This is a genomic window from Nitrospina gracilis Nb-211, from assembly GCF_021845525.1.
In the GTDB taxonomy this organism is placed as follows: domain Bacteria; phylum Nitrospinota; class Nitrospinia; order Nitrospinales; family Nitrospinaceae; genus Nitrospina; species Nitrospina gracilis_A.
In genome coordinates this window covers 2,108,833-2,131,520 of record NZ_JAKJKD010000001.1, presented here as the reverse complement: position 1 = coordinate 2,131,520, position 22,688 = coordinate 2,108,833, and the positions used below count along the sequence as shown (strand labels likewise).

The window sequence follows — 22,688 nt, the reverse complement described above, 5'->3', positions numbered from 1 at the left end:
GGAGAGAGCATGAAAATCGAAGATGTGGACGTCCGCGACATCGCCCGGCAGTACGGCACCCCGGTGTACGTGTACAGCCTGAAAACCCTGCGCGCCGCCATTGCGGAGATCAAGACCCTCGCGCCGGTGGTGCGCTACGCCATGAAGGCGGAATCGAACCGCGTCATCCTGCAGGAGATGAAGAAGCAGGGCATCCAGATCGACGCCGTCAGTGTGATGGAAGTCCAGCGCGCCCTGCGTGCGGGCTTCGACGCATCGGAAGTGTGCTTCACCAGCGACGTGTTCTTCCATGCCTCGGACGCGGAGTACTGCATCGAGAACAACGTGTACACCAACTGCGGCACGCTGGGCATGCTCCGCGAGTACGGGCAGACGCTGAAACGGCTTGGCAAGGGATCGAACAAGGTGTCCATCCGCATCAACCCCGGCGAGGGCGCGGGCCACTCGAAAAAGACCAACACCGGCGGCCCCTACAGCAAGCACGGCATCTGGCACCAGAGCCTCGACGAGGCGCGGGCGATTGCGAAGGAATACGGCCTCATCATCAACGGCGTGCACATCCACATCGGCTCCGGCGGCGACATGGAGCACCTGAAACGCCTGACCGGCAAGCTGGTCGAGTTCGCCAAGCAGTTCGACGACGTGGAGGTGATCAATTTCGGCGGCGGCCTGCCGTACCAGTACCGCGAGGGCCAGCCGCAGGCCGACGTCTCCGCCTACAAACCCATCCTGGAGGAACGCCTCGCCATTCTGGAAAAACATTTCGGCCGCAAGATCCGCTGTGAGATCGAGCCCGGAAGGCGCTTCGTCGCCGGGAGCGGGTACCTGCTGGGCGAAGTGCGGGCGCTCAACCACACGCTCGACGAAAACGGCAAACGCCTCGACTACGTGCTGGGCAACATCGGCTTCTGTCATTTGTTGCGGCCGATGGCCTACGGCTCGTACCACGCCATTCAGTTTGTGGGCGACAACCTGGGCCCGGAGCAGGACGTGATCGTCGCCGGGCCGGTGTGCGAGTCGGGCGATGTCTTGACGCAGGAAAACGAGGAACCCGTGCCGCGCAAACTGCCCTTGCCCAACCCGGGCGACATCATGGTGGTGGGGGGTGCCGGGGCGTACGGCTTTGTCATGTCGTCGAACTACAACACCCAGCCCCTGCTTCCGGAAGTGATGGTGGACGGCGGCAAGTGCATTCTCGCCCGCCGCCGCCAGACCCTCGACGACATCCTGAAGGAAGAGGAAGAAGTTTAAGACCGATTCAACCTTGCGGCGACCAGCTCACTCCTTCTCGAACAGCGGGTCGATCTGCTGGGCCATTTCGACGTCGGCCAGGGTGACGCCGCTGACCGTGTGCGTCCAGTAACGCACGGTGATGCGTTTGTAGTGGATCAGGATGTCGGGGTGGTGGTTCTCCTTCTCCGCTTCCTCGGCCACCTGGCGGACGAAGTCGATCCCTTTCAAATACTCCTTGGCGCGGTACACGCGGTAGATGAAGGGCAGGCCCTTCTCGTTTTTATCGACCTTCCATTCCGGCGCCATCTCTTTCAGTTTCTGCTGAAGCTCGTCATCCGTCAGCGCGGTTTTCTGTACCATAAATCGTTCCTCATCTATTCAAGAAGACCGTGAAGTCTCAGTTTTGTTTTTGATAACTTTATTATTTTTGACCGCCGTCGATTTCCTCCAGCCGCTTGCGCAGGGTGACGGGGTGGACTTTGTAGATAAAACTGTCCTCGCCGTTCAGCCGCACCACGGGAATCTTTTCCTTGTACGCCTCGAACAGGGCGGCATCGGATTCGATGTCCGTGAGCGTGAGCGTCGCCGGGTAGTCGGCGAGCACCGCCTCGACCACCTCTTTCGCCTCGTCGCACAGACAGCAGTCGGCCTTGGTCAGAATTTCGATCTCGATCATAACGCCGTCCGCCGTCCCGTCACATCGAATGGGTCATGGTGGTGACCTTGCCCCAGATGATGAGGGCGAGCGCCAGCACGATGCAGAAGGCAAGCACGGCGGTGGCCAGCGGGCGTTTGCGCCAGTCGCGTTCCGGGCCGCGGTCGATGAACGGCACCGCCACGAGGAACAGCACGATGAGCGCGGGCGCGACGATCAGAAACGGCACCCACAAATTTTCCAGCGCGTAGATCCAGACGAACTGCCACGGCGGCTTCGTGACCTCCATCCCGAACACCGGCTGGTCGCCCAACGGCGGTGCGATGGTGAGCGCCAGCAGGCAGACGATGAAGAACACTCCTGCGCCCGCCATGTTCAGGTATTGAAGATGACGGGTGAACGGCATGTGCCGCTGGACCACCGGCGGCGTGTCCATCTCGCCCGAGGTTTTATGAGTCTCACCCACCTCCGGCTGACCCGGCAGGGGCGACAGCTTGTGGTACTTGATGTAGAACAGGTGCAGTCCGAGCAACGGAATGGTGATGACAGGTAGCAGGCTGATGTGCGCCATGTACACGCGGTTGAGGATCGGCACTCCCTGTGCGAACTTCTCCGTCAGCGGGTAGCCAAGGATGCCCAGGTTGTCCGCCACCCAGTTGAAGTGCATGAGCGCCTCGTACGCTTCCTGGTCCCACTTGAGCACGGTGCCGGTGAACAGGAAGCCGACCATCATCAAAAGCAATCCCACGCCGATCAGCCAGTTGACTTCGCGCGGGGCCTTGTACGCCGCCGTGTGCGCGACGCGGATCATGTGCAAAAGCAGGGTGACGGTCAACGCCTCCGCCGCCCAGAAATGCAGGCCGCGCAGGAACCATCCCAGATACACCTGGTCCACCAGGTAATGCACACTGGCGTTGGCGCGTTCGGGATTCGGCACGTAAAACTGCGCCAGCAGGATGCCGGTGATGAGAAGGATGGAGAAGGACGACAGCGTCATACCGCCCAGCGAGTAGCGGATGGTGTTGGCGTGTTCGGGGATGGGGTACTCCAGCTCCTTGTAGCCGAGCCGGTTTTTCACTGTCTCAACGATTCCATTCGCCATGAACGGCCTCCGGGGTTTGCCGGTATGGGAGCCGGAAATTAAGAATCGGTCGGGCGCTTGAGAAACAAGATGCCGGCAACCAGACCGGATAAGACGGTGAGGCCTACGGCGAGGCCGTAGCCCTTGCTGGACGAGGCGACCATTTCATGCGTCGCCTGTTCGACGTGTTTCTTTCCCTGCATGCCCGCCATGTCGTGCCCGGAATGATCCATCATGTCCCCCTGCATCGTCGATTCCATCGATCCCGCGCCGAGGCCCAGAGGGTCGTCCTCCAGCCCGAGAGAGGGCGAGGCACTGTGTTCCATCCCCGGCAGTTCCGATCCCGCGCCGTAATCGACCGCGTCGCCCGCTCCTGTGCCGTACTCGACGGGCTCGGTCGAATGTCCGGCATGCGAGTCCATGGGCATGTCTTCGATCAGTTTGACGGGAGAGCCGACGGCGGGTTGTTCCTCGATGGTGGTTGCGTGATCGTCGTGTTGTTCGCCGCCGTGAGCGAAGGCGAAAGCGGGCAGGCAGGACAGGAAAAGCGTTAGGACCAGAATGCGCAACGGAATCATATCAGGATTGCTCCACGAGTTGCTGGAATGCGGCCATGGCGTCTTCCGTCGCCCAGTCGCGCGGGCCGATGGCCTTGTGTACGATAACGCCGCTTTTGCTGACGATGAAGGTTTCCGGCACGCCGGTGGTCTTGTACACCTGCTTGGCGATTTCCTCATCCGGGTCGAGCAGGACGGGGAACGTGAGGTTGTATTCTTCCATGAACGGCTGGATCAGTTTCTGGTCCTTGTCCACGCTGATGGTCAGCATCTCGAATCCCCGGTCCTTGAACTTGTCGTACACCTTCTGCATGGAAGGCATCTCCACCTTGCAGGTGGCGCACCAGGTGGCCCAGAAGTTGATGAACACCACCTTCCCGCGGTAATCCTTGAGGGATATCTTGCCGCCGTTCAGGGTGGGCAGTTCGAAGCCGGGGGCGAGGAACGCCTCCGCCGGGTATTCCGTCTCGAACGGTTTCGGCGGCACGTTGTCCAGCGCCTTCACGAAAATAAACAGAAGAGCCGCCGCGAGGAGCGAGTACGGGATATAGACACTGACAGGTTTCTTTTCCAGGACGTGTTCCATTTTATTTTTCTGGGTCCGATCGTTCAATTACAGGTGCCGTTTGTAGGGACGGTAAAACCGGTCATCCACCGCTTTCACGATTTCATCGAGAGTCTTGCCGGATTTGTACAGCTCGTACGCGTAGATCACTTCGTCGATGCAGACGCCGCATTTGGAGCCGTGCATGGTGGTGAAGCAGGTCAGGAGCGTTTTGTGACCGTGATCGCGCTTGCAGTAACAGTAGCAGAACTGGCTGTCGATCACCTTCGGGATTTCCGCCGCGTACCGGTAGGCAAGAGCGGCCTTGCCGGTGAACAGGGCCGGGGTCAGCACCGGACGGGTTTCGATCAGGTGGCCCGTCGCCGAGGCCACGGGGGTGGCCGGGGGCTGGGTGAACAGGTAGCCGCCCATCAAAATGGCCCCCAACACAGCGGCAAACACCGCCGGGAGCGTGTATTTTTTATTCGTTGAAGGCGATGCTGCGGCCTTCTTGTTCTTTTTGGACTGTTTCTTACCCATAAGTATCCGGTGACCAGGTGGTGGGGTTAAGGATGTATGTTTTCAGCCATTATATAATTTAGGCTTTCGGCCTTTCAAGGGTTTTGGGTCACCGTTTGGGCGGATACCATTTGCTCAAACGGGTCGGGGAAAACCCCATTAAAAACAGTGAGGCGATCAGAATGTTGCGTGAAGTGGTCCACACCAGCCCCTCGGCGTGCCAGCGGCGGGCGGAAGTGGAGATGGACTCACGCAGGAGCACCGTCCGCCCGCGTTTTTTGAGGCGGCGGAAGAAATCCAGGTCCTCGCAGATGGGCAAAGGCGAAAATCCCCCCAGTTCGCGGAACACCTCCGGCAGGACGAAAATGCCCTGATCGCCGTATACCAGGTTCAGGTAGCGCGAGCGCAGGGTGGCCAAGCGGGAAATGGTCCGTAAAGCGGGTTTCGGGGAGTCGATTTCCAGGCTGAACGCGCCGCCGATGTGCCGTCCCCGCTTCATGACCGCTACCATGCGCTGAAATCCTGCCTCATCCAGATGGCTGTCGGCGTGCAGAAACAACAACAGGTCGCCCTGGGCCTGTCCGGCGGCGGCGTTCATCTGCACCGCACGGCCGCGGGCGGAGGCGATACAGCGCACGCCGTGGCGCTCGGCGATGTCTTGCGTGTCGTCGTCACTGCCGCCGTCGCCGATTAGGATTTCGTATGGTGCGATCCCTTTCAGCCGTTCCAGCGTGTCCGGAAGCAGGCGGGATTCGTTCCATGTCGGGATGATCACCGAGACGTTCAAGGTCGGTTCCATGTTTCCGGTGAGTCACCGGTTTGGGTTGTCCGATTCGAGCATGTTTTGTTCTAACCACTCCCGGCGGAAGTAAAGCACAAAAACCCCCGGGTTACAACGGGTTGCCCGGCCATGCCGGGGTTTGCCGAAGGCGGACGAGGGCCTCCAGCGGAGGTCCTCCGTCTGCATTTTCAGAGATGTAGTCGCGATTCTGGCCTTGACCCTACATTTCGCAGTGAAAATGGTATAAAATTCGAGCGAGTTGCACTAACGACCTGCTAATCTGATCCACCCGGGCAAGCGCCTGGGGTTGTCTTTATGCTCGCGCATTTTATTGATTCCAAACCCTTTCAGTGCGGTTACTTCAAGGACCGGCAATCGCTGTTCGAGGAGTACCTGCTGGAAGACATCTCGGAAGTGGAGTTCGATTACATGCTGGCGCACGGCATGCGCCATTTCGGAGAATACTATTTCCGCCCCCGTTGCGGCACCTGCCACGAGTGCGTGCCGATCCGCGTGCGGGTCGATGAGTTCCGCATGACGCGGAGCCAGAAGCGGGCGCTCAAGGCCTGCGAGGGCATCGAAATCCGCATGGGTTTGCCGCAGTTCACCAAGCAGAAATTCCGTCTGTACCTTGAGCATAAAAAACGGTTTCACGCTTTGCAGGACGACGTCGAGGACGAGCAGAACTTCCGCCTGTCGTTTTATGTGAACACGCCGTTCGGGATGGAGTTCGAGTATTATTACAACGGCGATCTGGTGGGGGTGGCGCTGGCGGATGTGACCCAGCGTTCGTTTTCCGCCATCTACACGTTTTACACCAACCCGGCGCCGCAGATGAGCCTGGGCACATTCAGCGTGCTCAAGCAGATCCAGCTCTGTCAGCGGCGGGGCATTGCCTATTACTACATGGGCTACTTCATTTCACACAACCACTCGCTGGCCTACAAAGCCAACTTCCGGCCCAACGAGATTTATGTGAACAACCAGTGGAAGCCGTTCCGCAACGCAGAGGGCGACTACCTGGTGCCGGAAAATCAGGTGTGCTGGGTGAACAACGACGCCCTCGTCAAGGCCGCATCCCACCCGGACCGGACGATGCAGTCCATCTGACTCCCGGACACTCTCCTCTTCCCGCCCTGTACTAAAGGATGTTGAAGAACACCAGGTAAAGCCAGATCACCAGCAGGACATTGAAGATCACGCCAATGTGAAACAGAACGTTGAACAGCTTGCTGTACGTGTATTTGTACTCCATGTCGAACCCTCCTAATCCATGACCAGCGTGACCAGACGCTGAGCCAGCGCCGAATTGCGAATTTCCTGAATCACCGGCGGATCCATCAGGTTCAGGCTCATGTAAAGCCGCTCCAGCTTGTCGAAGGTGCTGGAAGCAATCATAGCCTGCCCGCCCGCGTCGCGGATTTCGTTCCGCCAGATGCTGAGCACCCGCAGGGTTTTGAGGTTCTCCGACCGGGAAAGCGCCAGCGCGCCTTCATTGCCGATGCGGTTGGAGCACAGGTAGAGGCGCTCGATGCCGGTCAGTGTTTTGGAGTTCGCCAGCGCCACGGCCCCGGCGTTTCCCATCTGCGTGCTGTCCAGGTGAAGCGCCTTGAGTTTCGGAAAATTGGGCGACTCGGCAATGGCCTTCACGCCTTCGGGGCCGATGGGATTGAAGTCGAGAAACAATTCTTCCAGGTTCTGAAAGTGTTTCGATTCCGCCAGCGCCTTTGCGCCTTCGGCGGTGATGGCGTTGGCCTCCAGCATCAGGCATTTGAGCGGTTTCACCCATTCCGACCGGGCGAGGCTCCTCGCCGCGCCGTCTCCCAGCAGGTTGTGGTTCAGGTAAAGAGACTGCAAATTACCGGAGACGTGCTCGAGAGTTTCGATCGCCGCATCGGTCAACTGGTTGTTGCTGATGTACAGCTTTTCCACTTCCGGAAAGGTTTCCCATTCCGCGAGGTGTTTCAATTCCTCCGTGCCCAGGTCTTTTTCGTCCAGATCCAGCATTTTCTCCGGCGCGAAATACTGGACCTGAAACATCTGGTCGAATTTGGTGTTCACAGCCTCATCCAATTCCAATTCCTCCGGGTGCCTCTTAATTTAGATGTTGCGGGAGTGCATTCTGGTGTAATAATTTATAGGATTTCCGGGTAAATAGCAATCGGCCGGAAATCGCGTTTCCTCATCAGTTTAAGCACCGTTTTCCTGATCCACAATCCATTCCCTCAAAGCATTCACATGATTATTGGCGTCCCAAAAGAAATCAAGGAAGATGAATACCGCGTGTCCATGACTCCCGCCGGGGTGACTGAGCTCATCGCCGATGGCCACACCGTGCTGGTGGAAGAAACGGCGGGGGAGGGGAGCGGCATCACCGACGACGATTACGCCCGCACGGGAGCGAAAATCCTTTCCTGCAAGGAGGTGTTCGAGCAGGCAGACATGATCATCAAGGTCAAGGAACCCCTGCCGGAGGAGTTTCCGCGTCTGCGCGAAAACCAGATCCTGTACACTTACCTGCACCTGGCGCCGGCGCCGGAGTTGACGCAGGGCCTGCTCGACCGCAAGGTGGCGGGCATCGCGTACGAAACGGTTCAAATGGAAGACGGCTCCCTGCCGCTCCTCGTGCCGATGAGCGAGGTGGCGGGACGCATGTCCGTGCACGAGGGCGCGAAATACCTCGAGCGCGAAAACGGCGGACGCGGCATCCTGCTGGGTGGCGTGCCGGGGGTCGATCCGGGTCACATCGTCATCATCGGTGGCGGCATCGTCGGCATGAACGCGGCGAAGATGGCCATCGGCACCAGCGCGCGGGTGACCTTGCTGGACATCGACCTCGAACGCCTGCGTTTCATCGATGACATCTTCAATGGGCGCGTGAAGACCATCATGTCGAACAAACTCAATCTGTGTGAGTACACGGCGATGGCGGACCTCGTCATTGGTGCGGTTCTGCTGACGGGCGCGAGGTCGCCGAAACTCATCACGCGTGACATGCTGAAGAGCATGCGCACCGGATCGGTGGTCGTGGATGTGGGCATCGACCAGGGCGGCATCCTGGAGACCTCGCGCCCGACGACGCACTCGGACCCGATCTTCGAGGTGGAGGGGGTCATTCACTACTGCGTGGCCAACATGCCGGGCGCGGTGGCGCGCACGTCCACCTACGCCCTGACCAACGCCACCCTGCCTTACGCCAGGGAACTGGCGCATAAGGGATTCAAGACGGCGTTGGTGGAAAGCCGGCCGCTCCGCCACGGACTCAACGTGTACAAGGGGCACGTCACGCACCCGGTGGTGGCCGAGGCGCTGGGTATGGAATACGTGCCGTTTGAAAAACTGCTGGACTGACCGGTCACTCCGGTTCGATCAACTTTTGTAAAGACAGAACGCCCCATGCGTCATTCCAATTTCGTGCACCTGCACGTGCACACGCATTTCAGCCTGCTGGATTCGTCTCTCCGCCACGAGGCGCTGTTCAAACGCGCCGAGGAGTTCAAGATGCCGGCGGTGACGATGACCGACCACGGCAACCTGTTCGGGGCAATGGAGTTCTACCAGGGCGCACGCAAGCACGGCCTCAAGCCCATTATCGGGTGCGAGGTGTACGTCGCGCCGGAAAGCCGGTTGAAGAAAGACGACAACTTCCGCCTGCGCGACGCCGCGCACCACCTCATCCTGCTCGCCCGCAACCAGACCGGTTACGAGAACCTCGTGAAACTCGTAACCTCCGGCTATCTGGAAGGATTTTATTACAAGCCGCGCATCGACAAGGAACTGCTCGCCCAGCACGCGGACGGACTGATCGCTCTGAGTTCATGCAACCGCGGCGAACTCGCCCATTACATCAACAAGGAGAACCTGCCGCGCGCGCTCAAGATGGCGGAGCAGTACAAGGAGATCATGGGCGACGACAACTTCTACCTGGAGTTGCAGGACCACAAGCTGGACTGGCAGGAGCCCATCAACAAGGGGCTGATCGAAATCGGCAAGAAACTCGACCTCCCCGTGGTCGCCACCAACAACTGCCATTACCTCGATAAGGAGGATTTTCGTTCGCACGAGATTCTGCTTTGTTTGCAGACCGGCAAGACGATGGACGACCCATACCGCATGAAGTACCACTCGGACGAGTATTACTTCAAGTCGCCGCAGGAGATGGAAGCATTGTTCCGGGACATCCCGGAAGCGATCGAGAACACCATCAAAATCGCCGAGCGTTGCAACTTCGATCTCGAAACGGGACGGGACAACCTACCGGAGTATCCGGTGCCGGAAGCGCACACGCTCTATTCCTACCTGGAAGAACAGTCGCGGCTGGGATTGAAAGAGCGGTACGAGGAAATGGACAAGGCGGGGCAGGCGTACGACCGCACGGTGTACGAAGACCGGCTGGAAGAAGAACTCGCCATCATCAAGAAGATGGGCTATCCGGGTTACTTTCTCATCGTGTGGGACTTCATCCGCTATGCGCGGGAGCATGGCATTCCCGTTGGGCCGGGCCGTGGTTCGGCGGCGGGGAGCCTTGTCGCCTATTCGCTCCGCATCACCAACCTCGACCCCATCCAGTACGGCCTGCTGTTCGAACGTTTTCTGAATCCGGAGCGCGTCAGCATGCCGGATATCGACATCGACTTCTGCATGGAAAAACGCGACGAAGTCATCCGCTACGTCACGGACAAATACGGCGGGCACGATTTCGTGACGCAGATCATCACCTTCGGAAGCATGAACGCGAAAGGCGTCATCCGCGACGTCGGCCGCGTGCTGGGAATGACCTACGGCGAGGTGGACAAGATCGCCAAGCTGGTGCCGAACCGGCTCAACATCACGCTCACCGACGCGATGAACGAGGAGCCGCGTTTCAAGGAGATGTCGAAGGAAAACGAAAACATCGAGGAGCTTCTAAACGTCGCGCTCAAGCTGGAAGGCCTGCCGCGCCACTGCTCGACCCACGCGGCGGGGGTGGTCATCTCGCCCAAACCGCTCACGGAATTCCTGCCGCTGTACAAGGGCAACAACGACGAAATCGTGACCCAGTTCTCGATGAACAATATCGAAAAGCTGGGGTTGTTGAAGATGGACTTCCTCGGCCTGCGCACGCTCACCGTCATTCACAACGCGCTCAGACTGATCCGCGAGTCGGAAGGCACGGAACTCGACCTCGACGCCATCCCGAAAGACGATGCGGAGACCTATAAGCTGTTGAGCGAAGCCAGAACGCGCGGCGTGTTCCAGTTGGAAAGCTCCGGTATGCGCGACCTTCTGCTCAAGATGAAGCCGGACAGCTTTGAGGACATCATCGCCCTCCTTGCGCTGTTCCGCCCGGGTCCCCTGGAAAGCGGCATGGTGGACGACTACGTGAAGCGCAAGCACGGCACGCTGGAAGAGAAATACGAACTGCCGCAGTTGAAGGACATCCTGCAAGAGACGCACGGCGTCATCCTCTACCAGGAACAGGTGATGAAGATCGCCAACGTGCTGGCGGGATTCACGCTGGGCGACGCGGATCTCCTGCGCCGCGCCATGGGCAAGAAAAAGCCGGAGGAGATGGCGCAACAGCGCGAGAAGTTCTACCAGGGCAGTCACAAGAACAAGATCCCGGACAAGAAGTCGGAGCGCATCTTCGACCTGATGGAAAAATTCGCGGGCTACGGGTTTAACAAGTCGCACAGCGCCGCGTATGCCCTCATCTCTTACCAGACCGCGTATCTGAAAGCGCATTACCCGCTGCAGTTTTTCGGCGCGCTGATCTCCAGCGAAATGGACAACACCGACAAGGTGATCCGCTACATCAACGACTGCCGCGAGATGGGCATCCAGATGATGCCGCCGGACGTCAACCGCAGTTTCCGCGACTTCTCCATTTACGAGGACAAGCTGGTGTTCGGGCTGGGTGCGATCAAGAACGTCGGCGCGTCGGCCATCGACATCATCATCGAAACGCGCAACCAGGTGGGTGAGTTCACCTCGCTCAAGCAGTTCTGCGAGTCGGTGGACCTGAACAAGGTGAACAAGCGCGTCATCGAAAGCCTGATCAAGAGCGGCGCGTTCGATTCCGTCGGCGAAAGCCGCGCCGGGATGATGAAGCACCTGCAGGCGTACATGGACATGGGGCAGTCGCGCCAGCGCGACCGGCAGTTGGGTCAGTCCAGTATGTTCGATCTTTTGGGCGAAGAGGAAGAGGAGATCTCGGTGTCGTCGGAACCCGTTGAGGAATGGAGCGACCACGACCGCCTGAAATTCGAAAAGGAGACCATCGGCTTTTACGTGTCCGGCCATCCGCTGATGAAGTACCAGAAGGACATCGCATGGTTCACCGACGCCAACTCCGCCAACCTGTCCGAGCGACCCAATGGCAAGGAAGTCAGCATCGCAGGGGTGCCGTTCAAGATCATCACCAAGACGACGAAGAAGGGCGACAAGATGGCGCTCATGACGCTCGAGGACTTGCAGGGCACGGTGGAGGTCACGGTGTGGCCGGAGACGTACAAAAACTCACTGGAGATTTTGGAGCAGGACGGCCCGATTCTGGTGAAGGGCACGGTGGAGGCCGACGAAAACTGGCCGAAGGTGATCGCGAACGAGATCCGTCCGCTGGCCGAAGCGAAGGATTACTGGAAAGGCACGGTGCACATCCACATCCGCACGCCGGGACTGGAAAAGACCACCCTGCATTCGGTGAAGGACGTGCTGGCGCGTCATCCGGGAAACAACCAACTGCTGGTGCACTTCCTGTTTCCGGAAGGCGGACCGGCGAGGCAACGCACGGTGCAGGCCACTCTCAAAGTGAAACCCTGCGACGAGGTCATCGAACAGATCGAGGAGTTGCTCGGCGAAAACTCGATCAACTTCGAATAGTTTTTGAATTAATAGAATATGCGGGTGGGATTAAATTTTGGCTATGCGTTAGATTAGAGATTTCATTTATGTCTTTTATGAGCCCTAAATTTAAAAAAGGGATTTAGAAGAGTGAAGATAAGCTTTAAAAAGTTTGTTTTTGCTTTTGCGATAACCGGATTTTGTGTTGCTGTTGCGCTTTATTTATTTTACGTGATAGTTCTAAATGCCTCCCCTTTAGGAGATTTTGGGTTTAATTTATATATCCTTTTATTTCCGCCCGTTTTGGGAATAATGGGAGCCTCTCCAAAAGAATCTCTTGTTGTTTTATTGCTGTTGCCAGCCCTTCTTAACTCCATCTATTATGCCATTTTGGGTGCTATATTATGGTATGGCATCTATAAAAGCCGTTTAGTTCTTTTTGTATCAGTGGGTATGTTTTTATATTTTTGGTTTGATGTAATAAGATTTTTTAATTAACAATTCGCAAATAAAAATTTATCGTCAACTTCGAATAGCCTTGCGCCATTCGATGTTGTTGTGGATGAGGCTCAGCACCGCCTCCATCTGTTCCGCCTGCCGGGCGCGGGACAGGCGAAAGGGAAGATCCACTTCCACTCCGTTTTCTCCCTGCACTTTGGGATAGGTGATGAACGGCAGGCCGATCAGAAACGCGGGCAGGAACAGCCCGTTCCCCGGTTCCACCGACTTGATGTCGTGCCACGTGAGCCACGCGCGCGGGTTGTGAAACGGAAAGTGCTTGCGCGAGTAGTGCATGGCGATGCCGTTTTTGCCGAGAGTGACGAAATAGTTGCGTGGAAACAGCGCGCGGTTTTGCAGGATGAGGTGCATCACGCGCACGAGACCGATGATCAGCACCACCGAGATGGCGAACACCCCCAGCGTGGTGGCGTTCAGCGTGACGTCATCCTTGAATCCGAACAGCACCAGCACCACGACGCTGGCCAGAAGGACCGGCAGAGGCGCCAGCATGAACAGGCCGTAAAACCGGACGCCCAGCGCGGGAAGCCCGCGCGGGATCACCGCGTACAGCCCGTCGCCGCAGTCGAAGAGGGCGGTATCTGGTTGATCCGCTTCGTGTTCCTCGAGAAAGACCTCCGCTTTTCGGAAATCCGTTTCGCACCATTCCGGTCGGTTCATGAATTTTCCAATTCCGTCTCGGACGCGTTAAAATTGTATGAGATAATGTCGATTTTCCCGGCACCCCTTCAACAGGATTTATGAACACCACCCACACGTTAGAAAACCGGACGCACCTCGACACGCTCGAAAACGGACTGACCGTCGTCACCGTGGAGATGCCGCACCTGCACACGCTGGACATCGGCATGTACATCCGCTCCGGCGTGCGCTTCGAGACGCCCGCGAACAACGGCATCTCGCATTTTCTGGAGCACATGCTGTTCCGCGGCAACCGCAGGTACCCGGACTCGATTCTGCTCAATACCGAGTTCGAGAAAATCGGCCGCGGTCTGCGCGCTTCCACCTACACCGAGCACACGCATTACGACTTCAGCCCGCATTATGAACAGTTGGAGCGGGGAATGGAACTGTTTTCCGATTTCTTCGCCGATCCCCTGTTCCCCAGCATCGAGGTCGAGCGCGAGATCATCCTGGAAGAATGCCTCGAAGACTTCAACGCGGAAGGCGTGAACGTGGACATCGACTACCACGCGTGCAAACTGCTGTACGGTGACGATCCACTGGGATATTCCATTATCGGCACCGAGGAGTCGATCAAGGCCATCGACACAGCCCAGCTCCGCGAGTTTTTCGAAACGTTCTATTGCCCCGGCAACATGGTGCTGGCTGGTGCGGGCGCGCTCAGTCACGACCGGTTTCTGGAGTTGGCCCAGCGCCACTTCGGCGGATTTCCGAAGTGCGGGCGGGTGATACCCAAGAATCATTTTGTCGGCACGGTTGCCGAGAATCAGCAGGCCCCGGCGCTGTTCATCCAGAAGCACGACGACAGCCAGACCCAGTTGCAGATCTGTTTTCGCTCAGTGTCGTTCAACGATCCGGATTATTTCATCGTTTCCCTGATCGCACTCATTTTCGACGACGGCACGGCGTCGCGTCTGCAGAAGACGTTGCGCGAAGACCGCGGCCTGGTGTATTCCGTTCAGGCGCGGGAGACGGCGCTCTCCGACTGCGGCACGTTCGACTTCGACGTCAACGCCCGTCCGGAGAAAGTGCTGGAGATCGCCGATATCATTTTCCGCGAGATCAAAACCCTGCTTGCCGAAGGGCCGAGCGCCGAGGAACTCGACTTCGTTAAAAAACGCTATGCTTATGAACTGGAACTCGAATACGACTCTCCCTACAAGCAACTGGTGCGGTATGGCCAGGCCCCGTTGTATTCCACCGCCATTTCAGTGGAAGATGAACGGGCGCTGATCGAAGGCATCACCGTGGACGATATCCGCCGCGTCGCGCGAAGGTTGTTTGTGGCGAGCGGACTCAACGTCGTGCTGGTGGGGCCGCACACTCCCAAGCTCTCAAAGGATCTGGAAGGACTCATCCACGGTTTTTAACTCTCTCCCGGTTTTTCTATTCATGAAACGAAAGCATTTTGGATTACGTTGGCTCCCTGCCGCGCTTGTGGTTTTGGTCACGGGCCTGGGTTGGGGATGCGGTTCCCCTTCGACGGATTATGAATCCTGTTTGCAGGATGGATTCTGCACGGCGCAACTGAAGGTGACCCGTTATTCGGGAACACTGCCGCTGTCTCCCTTGTCCGGATTCTGGACGGCGGCGCAGGGACCGGAGCGGAAAGTCATCGAACTCGGTCCGCAGTTGATCACCAACCCGCAGTGGCCCGACCCTTCCATCAAGCAAGTCACCTTGAGCGTGGCGCGCACCGATACCGAATTCGCCGTGCGTCTGGAGTGGGAAGACACGACGCGGGACGATGGGCTTGACAATTCCCGGCTCTACACGGATCAGGCGGCGGTGATGTTTCCGCTCAAGGCAACCGGCACGCCGCCGCCCGTCACCATGGGTGCTGAAGGGGAGATGGTCAACATCTGGCAATGGAAAGCCGTGCGGCAGGTGGAGGTCGATGCGCTCAAGCAGACGGTGCAGGATCCCTCTACAATCAAATCGCCGGTGGAAGACCTCAACGCCGAAGGCTTCAGCACGCTCACACGGCAAGCCCAGCAGGACGTTCAGGGGCAGGGCGTGCGCACCGAAACCGGATGGATCGTGGTGTTCAAACGGGCCTTGCAGACGGGAGACGAACTGGATCGGCCGCTGGATGCGACCACCCCGCTTGCCGTTGCCATCTGGGACGGCGGCAACCGCGAGACCAACGGACAGAAGGGACTTGCGGGCTGGATCGTGCTGGAGTTTTTGTAAGAAGCGCCGCTCAAGCCTGTTGAACAGTGAGGTTGTAGCTGAACTTCTCGAACGTGCCTTCCAGGTGCGGCACCAGTTTCTCCTTCAGTTCGTCCGGCACGAAATTGATTTTCTCCACCGGCCAGTTCTCCACCTGAAAAATGTCCAGCCCTTCCTTCTTGTAAGGACCTTCCAGCGCTTCCTCGTAACCGTAGGCCAGCGCATTGGCGTACACCTTGCGGTATTGGTCCTCCACTTCCGCTCGATTGCTCATGCCGGTCACGAATTTTCCGTACAGTTCCTTGATGATGGGATTGGCGTGCTCCTCGAAGTCGGGAGTGAGCGCGGGCCTCAGCGTGAAGTAGGTGATGAGGATGTCCTGCAACAGGAACTTCAGTTCAGCGACGCCCGCGATCCGTGGGCGATGATCGATGTCCAGCAGTTCGCGGAGTTGGCGCACGTTGCGGATCATGTCGAAGACGATCGACTCCGCCCAGGTGGCCTGGTTGGGAACGAAGAACACACGGGCGAAGTTGATACGGCGCGAGGTGTCCACCATCTGCATGGCGGTGGTCGGACGCTTGCGGTTGGAGTAGGGGATCACATCGCCCCACGTCGGCTGGTCCAGTTGGATGCGGAATTCGCTGAAGTGTTCTTTCAGGCTGTCGCGGTAGTACCGCATCAGCGTTTCGAACGCTTCCGGCCGGTCCAGCGGCGTGCCTTGCGGAAAGTTGACGATGGAATACAGACGCTTGACGTTGGTGCGCGACACACCCGTAGGGTCGGCAACGAGGTAGGAACCGCCCCACATGCCCGCCGTTAGCGGGATGTCGACTCCCAGGTCCGACCCAATGCGTTCACCGACTTCCGTAGCGATTTCCTGAAATAAATCGTGCAGGTAGTACAGGTTGATGCGGGTCGCGCTCACCAGCAACTTATTGGGCGCTTCTGGTGCCATGATCTCCATCTGCCTTGCTCCCTTCCTTGTTGGACAAGAAAGAAGCAAGGATTAGCATGAGCGGTTCACAAAAGAAATCGAGCCATCTCCTACACAACGTGCGGGAGAGGCCCAATTTCTTCCCAACGAGTGCGAGAACGAGAACTTTTTACGGTGGGTATCGAATTAGCGCTGACTAATCCGTTACCGCACCTTTGGAGGACGAAGCAACCAATTTGGCGTACTTGGCAAGCACACCGGACTGATACTTGATAGGCGGAGCCTTCCATTCAGCCCGCCGGGCTTGCATTTCCTCACTACTCAAACTCACCTCAATGAGGTTGCGGTCGACGTCGAGCGTGATCGAGTCGCCTTCGCGGACCAGCGCAATGGGTCCGCCTTCCTGCGCTTCGGGTGCAATGTGTCCGACAACCAGTCCGAAAGTGCCTCCAGAAAACCGGCCGTCGGTGATCAAACCGACCTTGTCACCCAAGCCTTTTCCGACAATGGCTGATGTCGGTGCCAGCATTTCACGCATGCCGGGTCCGCCTTTTGGCCCTTCATAGCGGATGACAATGATGTCTCCTTCATTGATTTTATTTTCAATAATTGCATCCAGACAGGCCTCTTCGCTTTCAAAAATGCGGGCCGGTCCAGTGAGAACGTGCGTCTTGATGCCCGAAACTTTGGCGACGGCTCCCTCCGGCGCGAGGTTGCCTTTCAAAATAACCAGGTGTCCTTCCTTCGATTTGGGTTTGTCCAGAGGAAGGATGACGTCCTGGTTTGCCGCCGGTTGGTCCGGTACGTCTTTCAGGTTTTCCGCCACCGTCTTGCCGGTGCAGGTCATGCAATCGCCGTGCAGCAGGCCTGCGTTCAACAATATTTTCATGACCTGCGGAATGCCTCCGGCGCGATGAAGATCGACGGTGACATAGCGTCCTGACGGTTTCAAATCGCAGAACAACGGCACGCGCTTGCGGATGGTTTCAAAATCATCGATGCTGAGTTCGATGCCCGCGCTGTGCGCGATTGCCAGCAGGTGCAGGACGGCGTTGGTGGAACCACCGACCGCCATGACCACGGCGATTGCATTCTCCAAAGATTTTCGCGTGATGATATCACGTGGAAGAATGTTCTTTTTAACAAGGTTCATCAACGCGATACTGCTTTCGCGCGTGCTGTTTTCCTTTTCCTTGTCTTCGTTGGACATGGTCGAACTGTACGGCAGGCTCATGCCCATCGCCTCGAATGCCGACGACATCGTGTTGGCGGTGAACATGCCGCCACACGACCCGAAACCGGGGCACGCGTTCTTTTCTATGTCGGTCAACTCGTTTTTGTCGATCGCGCCGGCGCTGAACTTGCCGACGGCTTCGAACGCGCTGACGACGGTCAAATCCTCGTCGCCCAGATGGCCGGGCTTGATGGTGCCGCCGTACACGAAGACGGCGGGGATGTTCAACCGTGCCATGGCGATCATCGCGCCGGGCATGTTCTTGTCGCACCCGCCGATGGCGAGTACGCCGTCCATGGACGAACCGCGGCAGACGGTCTCGATCGAGTCGGCGATGACCTCGCGGCTGACCAGCGAGCATTTCATGCCCTCGGTGCCCATGCTGATGCCGTCGCTGATGGTGATGGTGCCGAACATCTGCGCCATGCCGCCGCTGTTGTGTATTTCAGCAGCAGCGATGTCCGCCAGTTTACCCAGTCCCGCATTGCAGGGTGTGATGTTGCTCTGCCCGTTGGCAATGCCGACGATCGGCTTCACGAAATCTTCGTCCTTGAAGCCCACCGCGCGCAACATGGCGCGGTTGGGCGCACGGCGGTCGCCCTGGGTGATCGTTCGGCTACGGGGATTGAGCGGGGTTTCACTGGCGTCTGACATGGCCTTCTCCTTAGAGTCTCTCCAATTTGTGGATGAATAGGGTATGAGTTGACCGTCCATCATATAACGGCCGGGACGGATTTGAAAACAAAAACGGCGGAATCAGCCTTCCACGCGGTGCACGGCGGGGCGGGTGAAGTAGCCCGCGCCCTTGGGTGCGTGCGCCACAGCATAATACACGGGCGCGCGCGCCGGGGCCAGGTGGGCCTGCCAGCGGTCCACCTCGATCTCGTGCTGGAAGGGAACGAGCGGCGTCTTGCGGTCGCCGGACCAGGTGCGGAGCTTCGTCGATCCGTTTTCCGGCAGGCGCGCGCGCATGAACTCCGGCAGGTGAAACGTGCGCTGGTGATACAGGTAATCCAGTTTGAGTAAATCGAGCGCCACGGGATCGTCCAACAGGTCGAAACATTCTGCGAGAAACAAATACTGGCGGTCGAGCGAGATGCCGCCGTGGAAGCCGGTGTGCTGTTCGACGTGAGCCAGCAGGCGGTCGAAGACCTCAAGGGGGGACCGGTCGCGCAGGATGTGTTCCAGCGTGAAGCGGAACCGTTGCGAGTTGTAGAACAGGTCGAACATTTCGGTGAAACGTTTCAGGTAGCTGAACTGCTCGGCGGTGACGAGGCGGTTGGCGATCACTTCATACGGCGGCGTGGACAGATAGCGATACTGCTCTTTTTCTATCTGGTCCTTCACCGGCGCGCCGGGCAGGAATTTGAGGAATCCCAACTGCACCTCGTGTGGGCGCAGGGCGAAGACTTCCTCGAACGATTGCATCATCTGCTCATACGTTTCGCCGGGCAGGCCGAAGATGAGGTCGCAGTGCACATGCACGCGGTCCTGCGCGATCAACTGCCTGATCGTGGCGAACAGATTGTCGTTGTTCTGTTTTCGCTGGATGGTTTGCTGGACGGGATCGGTGGCCGTCTGGATGCCGATTTCGAACTGGAACATGCCCGGAGGCACGGTGTCGAGAAACTCCAGCATGCCATCGTTCAAAAGATCGCCTACCACCTCAAAATGGAACTCGACGCCGGGGAACTGCGTGAGCCACTGCATGAGATCACGCATCCGGCGCGGTTGCAGGTTGAAGGTGCGGTCGACGAACTTCACCTTGCCGACGCCCGCCTTCACGATATCCTCAATTTGTTGACGCACCGCGTCATCATCGAAATAGCGCACCGTTTTGTCCAAGGCCGACAGGCAGAACGAGCACAGGTACGGACAACCGCGCGAGGTCTCGACATAGGCGTAACGGTTTTTGAGGTGCGGCCAGTCTTCCTCCGTGTACGGCACGTGCAGGTCCGGCAGGTCGCCGCCATAAACCAGCCAGCGCTCCAGCACGTCCGGCGGCGGCGCTTCGTTTTTCGCGGCGTAGCCCAGGTATTCGACAAACCGCGCTTCGCCTTCGCCGGAAATGATGGTGTAGTCGTCGCCGTGCAGCATTTCAAACGACACCTCGGGTCCGCCCAAAACGATTTTCAGATAGGGATTCTGTTTCTTTAAAACTTCGACCAGCTCGAAGCATTGCCTTCGGTTCCAGATGTACACGCCGATGCCGAGGATGTCGGGCCGGTGTTTCTGGATTTCGGCGGCGATTTTCCAGGTGGGGTGGTGGATGGTGAACTCCTCGATCCACACGTTGGCGTAGCCCGCACGGCGGGCGGCGTTGCGCAAATAGCGCAGGCTGACTGCGGTGTGGATGAACTTCGCGTTGAGCGTGATGAGGCCGATGGATGGTTGCATGGCCCCAAGGATAGCACTGAAGCCGGGTCGGGTTAAGCGTTATCTCTTTTGGCAGGCGCGGCAGAAGAAGGTGGAGCGGCCGGAGTGGACTGTGCGCACGATGGGACTGCCGCACTGCTTACAGGGTTGATTCTCCCGGCCGTATACGGCGAGGTCTATGGTGTAGTAGCCCGGCGTTCCATCGGCGCTGAAAAAATCGCGGAGCGTCGTCCCGCCGGAAGCGATGCTTTTCTCCAGCGTGACCCGCAGGGTGGCCAGCAGAGTTTCCCATTGCGGCAGGGTGAGTTTGTTCGCGGGGCGGTTGGGATGGATGAGCGCCGCGTGCAGGGACTCGCAGGCGTAGATGTTGCCGATGCCCGCCAGCCGCGTGGCGTTCATGAGAAATCCCTTGATCGGTCCCTTGCAGGTGCGGGCCCGCGCTTTCAGGTCCTTCGCCGTGGTGGTGGGTACGAGTGGATCGGGTCCCAAATGATCGATCAGTGGATGGCCCTTGCCGTCGGGCACCCACAGGATGCACCCGAAGCGGCGCGGATCGACGAAGTGCAGGTAGATGTCGGGTTCGAAATGAAACGCGGCATGGTCGTGTTTGTGGATGGGGGTAAGCGATGGAGCCTGCTCGACGCGGCCGCTCATGCCGAGGTGCCACAGCATGGCGCCGCCTGAAAAATGCAGTAACAGGTATTTGCCGATGCGGGTGATGTCGGAGAGCACCGCGCCGGTGAGGGTTTGCGTCAGCGTTTCGGTCGGGATGGGAAAGCGCAGGTCCGGCCGGTAGAATTTCAACGTGGCCAGGCGTTTTCCGGGAATCAGCGGCAACAGCGCCCGGCGCAGGGTTTCGACCTCCGGCAGTTCGGGCATGGGGGTGGGGGCCTCGCCTCAGGCGGCGGAGTCGGCGGGTTTATCCCCGCTCGGTTTTTTGGCGGTGGCGACCTTCGCCGGAAGCAGGACGCGCCCGTTCATCTTGTAACCGCGCACGTATTCCTCGATGACCGTGTTCTCCTCGTGCTCGTGCGACTCGATCTGCGCCAGCACCTCGTGCACGGCGGGGTCGAACTTTTCGCCGACGGCGTTTATGGGTTCGACCTTCTCCTTTTCGAAGATCGCCTCGAACTGCTTGGCCGTCATGCGCACGCCTTCCTTCAGGCTTTCGACGTTGGTGTCCGGCGCCTTGAGCGCGCGGTCGAGGTTGTCGAACACGGGAATGAGGCTCTTGATGAGCCGCTGGTTGGCGAAGGCGATGGCGTCCTCCTTCTCCTTGGTCAGGCGGCGGCGGACGTTTTCCACATCGGCGCGCATGCGGAGCATTTCGTTGCGCATCTCGGCGAGTTCTCCATCTTTCTTTTTAAGAAGTGTTTCCGCGGAGTCCTCGTTCACCACTTCCGGCTCCACCGCCTCATTGGCGGACTCTCCGGTTTCCGCCGCGTCTTCGGCGTCGATCCTTTTTTTTTCTTCGGTGTTTTCGTAGGTGTCGCTTTTCTTGTTCATAACGCGGTTGGCACTCCTTTATTTATTTGTCAGAAACTCCGACACGTTGCTGGCGGTGGAGTTCACGATACCGATCATTTTTTGATAATCCATGCGCTTGGGACCGAACACCGCGAGCGTGCCCAGTTTCTCGTCACCCATGCGGTAGTTCTGCGCGATCAGGCTGAAGCCTTCCAGTTCCTCATCCGGGTTTTCCTCGCCGATCAACACGGTGAGGCCGTCTTCCAGCATACACTGGTCGAGCAGTTTGATAAGCTTCGCCTTTTCATCGACGGTTTTCATGAGGCGCTTCATCTTCTCGACGTTTTCCGAGAACTCCGGCTGGTCGAGCAGATTGATGAGGCCATCGATCAGCAGTTCCGCGTTCTGCTCGCCGGGAAACATCTGCACCCACAGTTCGCTGGCTTTTTTGACCAGCTCATTGTAGCGCGCCTTTTCGTTTTTCTTGCGGTGCAGGAGTTCCTGCCGGATGGCTTTCAGCGACCGCCCGCCGAACTCGCGGTTCAGGTAATTGGAAACTGCGTTCAGACGCTCCTGCGACAACGCCTCGCCGGTTTCGATGATCTTGTTCTGCAACATGCCCATCTGCGATTCGAACACCGCCAGCAGTTTGCCGGAGGTGAGGTGGATGAACTGGATGTTCTTGAGCGCGAGCTCCCAGAAGCTGGGCACCATGACCAGTCCCGCCTGGTGCGAACAGGTGGACAAAAACGAGCACGCGGACTCCAGAATTTCGTCCAGCGAACGTTGCCGGAGGTCGCGCGGGAACGCCGCCAGCGGAGCGGGGTTCTGGATCTGGATCTGCAGCAGTTCGTTGACGAAAAACCGGTAGCCCTGGTCGGTGGGCACGCGTCCCGCAGACGTGTGCGGCTGGTGCAGGAATCCCATCTCCTCCAGGTCCGCCATCACATGGCGCACCGTGGCGGAGCTGAGGCGCTGTTCCAAATTGCGCGAGATGGTGCCGGAGCCGACGGGCTCCGCCGTGGTGATGTAGTTGCTCACCGTCTCCATCAAAATGGTGCGCGATCTGTCGTCGATCCGGGTCGAGGGCATGGTTGCGATAAGATC

The 22,688-nt window shown here is 58.4% G+C and carries 22 protein-coding genes; 7 read left to right on the top strand and 15 right to left on the bottom strand.

Going from position 1 to position 22,688, the window contains the following annotated elements; genetic code table 11:
- Positions 1–9: 9 nt before the first annotated feature.
- Positions 10–1,251 (top strand): diaminopimelate decarboxylase, encoded by a 1,242-nt coding sequence (gene lysA, locus J2S31_RS10060; protein WP_237098957.1) that lies wholly within the window; start codon positions 10–12, stop codon positions 1,249–1,251.
- Positions 1,252–1,278: 27 nt separating this feature from the next.
- Here the strand turns inward: lysA and J2S31_RS10055 are convergent, their stop codons facing one another.
- From J2S31_RS10055 to J2S31_RS10025, 7 genes are all read right to left on the bottom strand, one after another.
- Entirely contained in the window at positions 1,279–1,593 is a 315-nt protein-coding gene (locus tag J2S31_RS10055) for a 4a-hydroxytetrahydrobiopterin dehydratase (RefSeq protein ID WP_237098956.1), read from the bottom strand.
- 61 nt (positions 1,594–1,654) lie between these two features.
- Positions 1,655–1,909 (bottom strand): glutaredoxin family protein, encoded by a 255-nt coding sequence (locus tag J2S31_RS10050; RefSeq protein ID WP_237098954.1) that lies wholly within the window; start codon positions 1,907–1,909, stop codon positions 1,655–1,657.
- Between the two features lie 19 nt (positions 1,910–1,928).
- Positions 1,929–2,990, bottom strand: coding sequence for a cytochrome b (locus tag J2S31_RS10045; RefSeq protein WP_237098952.1), 1,062 nt, complete (start codon positions 2,988–2,990; stop codon positions 1,929–1,931).
- Positions 2,991–3,028: 38 nt separating this feature from the next.
- A complete protein-coding gene (locus J2S31_RS10040) occupies positions 3,029–3,547 on the bottom strand; it encodes a hypothetical protein (protein ID WP_237098951.1) in 519 nt (172 codons plus the stop codon).
- A gap of 1 nt (position 3,548) precedes the next feature.
- A complete protein-coding gene (locus J2S31_RS10035) occupies positions 3,549–4,112 on the bottom strand; it encodes a peroxiredoxin family protein (protein WP_005009377.1) in 564 nt (187 codons plus the stop codon).
- Positions 4,113–4,139: 27 nt separating this feature from the next.
- Positions 4,140–4,610: a CYCXC family (seleno)protein gene (locus J2S31_RS10030; RefSeq protein WP_237098950.1), complete on the bottom strand. Its 471-nt coding sequence runs from the start codon at positions 4,608–4,610 to the stop codon at positions 4,140–4,142.
- 88 nt (positions 4,611–4,698) lie between these two features.
- Entirely contained in the window at positions 4,699–5,388 is a 690-nt protein-coding gene (locus J2S31_RS10025) for a TIGR04283 family arsenosugar biosynthesis glycosyltransferase (RefSeq protein WP_237098949.1), read from the bottom strand.
- A gap of 297 nt (positions 5,389–5,685) precedes the next feature.
- Here J2S31_RS10025 and J2S31_RS10020 point away from each other — a divergent pair, with 297 nt between their 5' ends.
- Positions 5,686–6,480, top strand: a complete 795-nt coding sequence (locus tag J2S31_RS10020) for an arginyltransferase (protein WP_237098948.1) — start codon at positions 5,686–5,688, stop codon at positions 6,478–6,480.
- 156 nt (positions 6,481–6,636) lie between these two features.
- Here J2S31_RS10020 and J2S31_RS10015 read toward each other — a convergent pair whose 3' ends face one another.
- The gene (locus J2S31_RS10015) at positions 6,637–7,431 is read right to left on the bottom strand and encodes a hypothetical protein (RefSeq protein WP_237098947.1); all 795 of its coding nucleotides are present in this window, start codon (positions 7,429–7,431) and stop codon (positions 6,637–6,639) included.
- A 177-nt stretch (positions 7,432–7,608) separates the two neighbouring features.
- Here J2S31_RS10015 and ald point away from each other — a divergent pair, with 177 nt between their 5' ends.
- The 3 genes from ald (at position 7,609) to J2S31_RS10000 (ending at position 12,690) form a co-directional block, all read left to right on the top strand.
- Positions 7,609–8,721 (top strand): alanine dehydrogenase, encoded by a 1,113-nt coding sequence (gene ald / locus J2S31_RS10010; RefSeq protein WP_237098946.1) that lies wholly within the window; start codon positions 7,609–7,611, stop codon positions 8,719–8,721.
- 45 nt (positions 8,722–8,766) lie between these two features.
- Complete coding sequence (gene dnaE / locus J2S31_RS10005) at positions 8,767–12,231, top strand: DNA polymerase III subunit alpha (protein ID WP_237098945.1); 3,465 nt, start codon at positions 8,767–8,769, stop codon at positions 12,229–12,231.
- A gap of 111 nt (positions 12,232–12,342) precedes the next feature.
- On the top strand, positions 12,343–12,690 hold the full coding sequence (locus tag J2S31_RS10000; RefSeq protein WP_237098944.1) for a hypothetical protein: 348 nt from the start codon (positions 12,343–12,345) through the stop codon (positions 12,688–12,690).
- 24 nt (positions 12,691–12,714) lie between these two features.
- On the opposite strand, the gene J2S31_RS09995 is transcribed toward J2S31_RS10000, so the two are convergent.
- Positions 12,715–13,371, bottom strand: a complete 657-nt coding sequence (locus tag J2S31_RS09995) for a hypothetical protein (RefSeq protein WP_237098943.1) — start codon at positions 13,369–13,371, stop codon at positions 12,715–12,717.
- A gap of 80 nt (positions 13,372–13,451) precedes the next feature.
- On the opposite strand from J2S31_RS09995, the gene J2S31_RS09990 reads away from it, so the two are divergent.
- On the top strand, positions 13,452–14,765 hold the full coding sequence (locus J2S31_RS09990) for a M16 family metallopeptidase (protein WP_237098942.1): 1,314 nt from the start codon (positions 13,452–13,454) through the stop codon (positions 14,763–14,765).
- A 130-nt stretch (positions 14,766–14,895) separates the two neighbouring features.
- Positions 14,896–15,588, top strand: a complete 693-nt coding sequence (locus tag J2S31_RS09985) for an ethylbenzene dehydrogenase-related protein (RefSeq protein ID WP_237098941.1) — start codon at positions 14,896–14,898, stop codon at positions 15,586–15,588.
- A 10-nt stretch (positions 15,589–15,598) separates the two neighbouring features.
- Here J2S31_RS09985 and J2S31_RS09980 read toward each other — a convergent pair whose 3' ends face one another.
- From J2S31_RS09980 to hrcA, 6 genes are all read right to left on the bottom strand, one after another.
- Positions 15,599–16,525: a hypothetical protein gene (locus tag J2S31_RS09980; RefSeq protein WP_237098939.1), complete on the bottom strand. Its 927-nt coding sequence runs from the start codon at positions 16,523–16,525 to the stop codon at positions 15,599–15,601.
- Between the two features lie 175 nt (positions 16,526–16,700).
- Positions 16,701–18,392, bottom strand: coding sequence for a dihydroxy-acid dehydratase (ilvD, locus tag J2S31_RS09975; RefSeq protein WP_237098938.1), 1,692 nt, complete (start codon positions 18,390–18,392; stop codon positions 16,701–16,703).
- A 102-nt stretch (positions 18,393–18,494) separates the two neighbouring features.
- Entirely contained in the window at positions 18,495–20,135 is a 1,641-nt protein-coding gene (locus tag J2S31_RS09970; protein ID WP_237098937.1) for a B12-binding domain-containing radical SAM protein, read from the bottom strand.
- A 39-nt stretch (positions 20,136–20,174) separates the two neighbouring features.
- Positions 20,175–20,993 carry a bifunctional DNA-formamidopyrimidine glycosylase/DNA-(apurinic or apyrimidinic site) lyase gene (gene mutM / locus J2S31_RS09965; protein WP_237098936.1) on the bottom strand — a complete coding sequence of 273 codons (819 nt, stop codon included), beginning with the start codon at positions 20,991–20,993 and terminating at the stop codon, positions 20,175–20,177.
- Between the two features lie 18 nt (positions 20,994–21,011).
- Positions 21,012–21,620, bottom strand: coding sequence for a nucleotide exchange factor GrpE (gene grpE / locus J2S31_RS09960; protein ID WP_237098934.1), 609 nt, complete (start codon positions 21,618–21,620; stop codon positions 21,012–21,014).
- 18 nt (positions 21,621–21,638) lie between these two features.
- Positions 21,639–22,673 carry a heat-inducible transcriptional repressor HrcA gene (gene hrcA, locus J2S31_RS09955; protein ID WP_237098933.1) on the bottom strand — a complete coding sequence of 345 codons (1,035 nt, stop codon included), beginning with the start codon at positions 22,671–22,673 and terminating at the stop codon, positions 21,639–21,641.
- Positions 22,674–22,688 lie beyond the last annotated feature (15 nt).

What these genes read in the sequence shown, in the direction of transcription:
- lysA (WP_237098957.1), top strand. Translation starts at nt 10, where the DNA reads ATGAAAATCGAAGATGTGGACGTCCGCGACATCGCCCGGCAGTACGGC.
- J2S31_RS10055 (WP_237098956.1), bottom strand. Translation starts at nt 1,593, where the DNA reads ATGGTACAGAAAACCGCGCTGACGGATGACGAGCTTCAGCAGAAACTG.
- J2S31_RS10050 (WP_237098954.1), bottom strand. Translation starts at nt 1,909, where the DNA reads ATGATCGAGATCGAAATTCTGACCAAGGCCGACTGCTGTCTGTGCGAC.
- J2S31_RS10045 (WP_237098952.1), bottom strand. Translation starts at nt 2,990, where the DNA reads ATGGCGAATGGAATCGTTGAGACAGTGAAAAACCGGCTCGGCTACAAG.
- J2S31_RS10040 (WP_237098951.1), bottom strand. Translation starts at nt 3,547, where the DNA reads ATGATTCCGTTGCGCATTCTGGTCCTAACGCTTTTCCTGTCCTGCCTG.
- J2S31_RS10035 (WP_005009377.1), bottom strand. Translation starts at nt 4,112, where the DNA reads ATGGAACACGTCCTGGAAAAGAAACCTGTCAGTGTCTATATCCCGTAC.
- J2S31_RS10030 (WP_237098950.1), bottom strand. Translation starts at nt 4,610, where the DNA reads ATGGGTAAGAAACAGTCCAAAAAGAACAAGAAGGCCGCAGCATCGCCT.
- J2S31_RS10025 (WP_237098949.1), bottom strand. Translation starts at nt 5,388, where the DNA reads ATGGAACCGACCTTGAACGTCTCGGTGATCATCCCGACATGGAACGAA.
- J2S31_RS10020 (WP_237098948.1), top strand. Translation starts at nt 5,686, where the DNA reads ATGCTCGCGCATTTTATTGATTCCAAACCCTTTCAGTGCGGTTACTTC.
- ald (WP_237098946.1), top strand. Translation starts at nt 7,609, where the DNA reads ATGATTATTGGCGTCCCAAAAGAAATCAAGGAAGATGAATACCGCGTG.
- dnaE (WP_237098945.1), top strand. Translation starts at nt 8,767, where the DNA reads ATGCGTCATTCCAATTTCGTGCACCTGCACGTGCACACGCATTTCAGC.
- J2S31_RS09995 (WP_237098943.1), bottom strand. Translation starts at nt 13,371, where the DNA reads ATGAACCGACCGGAATGGTGCGAAACGGATTTCCGAAAAGCGGAGGTC.
- J2S31_RS09990 (WP_237098942.1), top strand. Translation starts at nt 13,452, where the DNA reads ATGAACACCACCCACACGTTAGAAAACCGGACGCACCTCGACACGCTC.
- J2S31_RS09980 (WP_237098939.1), bottom strand. Translation starts at nt 16,525, where the DNA reads ATGGCACCAGAAGCGCCCAATAAGTTGCTGGTGAGCGCGACCCGCATC.
- ilvD (WP_237098938.1), bottom strand. Translation starts at nt 18,392, where the DNA reads ATGTCAGACGCCAGTGAAACCCCGCTCAATCCCCGTAGCCGAACGATC.
- J2S31_RS09970 (WP_237098937.1), bottom strand. Translation starts at nt 20,135, where the DNA reads ATGCAACCATCCATCGGCCTCATCACGCTCAACGCGAAGTTCATCCAC.
- mutM (WP_237098936.1), bottom strand. Translation starts at nt 20,993, where the DNA reads ATGCCCGAACTGCCGGAGGTCGAAACCCTGCGCCGGGCGCTGTTGCCG.
- grpE (WP_237098934.1), bottom strand. Translation starts at nt 21,620, where the DNA reads ATGAACAAGAAAAGCGACACCTACGAAAACACCGAAGAAAAAAAAAGG.
- hrcA (WP_237098933.1), bottom strand. Translation starts at nt 22,673, where the DNA reads ATGCCCTCGACCCGGATCGACGACAGATCGCGCACCATTTTGATGGAG.